The sequence below is a fragment of the Komagataeibacter sp. FXV3 genome (assembly GCF_015155755.1).
Taxonomy (GTDB): domain Bacteria; phylum Pseudomonadota; class Alphaproteobacteria; order Acetobacterales; family Acetobacteraceae; genus Komagataeibacter.
The window spans coordinates 1-923 of the sequence record NZ_VWPI01000201.1; the positions used below are offsets into that span (position 1 = coordinate 1).

Annotated in this window: 1 protein-coding gene; it reads left to right on the forward strand. The window is 61.4% G+C overall.

Annotated features, from left to right (window positions below; all coding sequences use genetic code 11):
- The first annotated feature begins 25 nt into the window (after positions 1 to 25).
- Positions 26 to 922 (forward strand): fructose bisphosphate aldolase, encoded by an 897-nt coding sequence (locus F1542_RS16940; RefSeq protein WP_193734019.1) that lies wholly within the window; start codon positions 26 to 28, stop codon positions 920 to 922.
- Position 923 lies beyond the last annotated feature (1 nt).

The window sequence follows — 923 nt, forward strand, 5'->3', positions numbered from 1 at the left end:
AATACTGAACATAGGATAAATAACCATGCCAGTTGACCAGATGCGTAAGAACATGTCGGAGAACGCGGGTTTCATCGCGGCCCTGGACCAGAGCGGGGGATCAACACCGGGTGCGCTGCGGCATTACGGCATACCGGACAGCGCCTACAGCACCGATGCCCAGATGTTCGCCCTGATGCACGAAATGCGGGTCAGGGTCATCACCGCCCCGGCCTTTACGGGCAAGAGCATCCTTGCCGCCATCCTGTTCGAGCAGACCATGAACGGGCTGGTCGGGGACACGCCCGTCCCCGCCTACCTGTGGAAGGAAAAGGGGGTCGTTCCCTTCCTGAAGGTGGACAAGGGGCTGGAGGCCGAGGCGGGCGGCGTGCAGATGATGAAGCCCATCCCCAACCTTGAAGCCCTGCTGGACCAGGCCATCAGCAAGGGTATTTACGGCACGAAGGCGCGTTCGGTCATCCGCCTGGCCGAGCGCGAGGGCGTTGCCGCCATCGTGAAGCAGCAGTTCTCCCTGGCCGAGCAGATTGCGGCCCGTGGCCTCGTGCCCATCATGGAACCCGAAGTACTGATCAAAAGCCCGGACAAGGCGGGGGCGGAAACCCTGCTGCATGATGAACTGCACCGTGGGCTGGATGCCCTGCCCGGTGACTATCAGGTGATGATCAAGGTCTCGATCCCTGAAAAGGCCGATCTTTACCTTGACCTGATCAGGCACCCGCGCGTGCAGCGTGTCGTGGCGCTGTCCGGTGGGTATCCGCGTGATGAAGCGTGCCAGCGGCTGGCGAAGAACCATGGCATGATCGCCAGCTTCTCGCGCGCGCTGCTCGAAGACCTGCGCTACACCATGACGGATGCGGAATTTGACGCAGCCCTTGCAAAGTCCATCGCGCAGATCTTCAGGGCTTCAACGCAGAAGGCCTGAT

Bases quoted from the DNA above. Each gene is read 5' to 3' on its own strand.
- F1542_RS16940 (WP_193734019.1), top strand. From the start codon at position 26: ATGCCAGTTGACCAGATGCGTAAGAACATGTCGGAGAACGCGGGTTTC.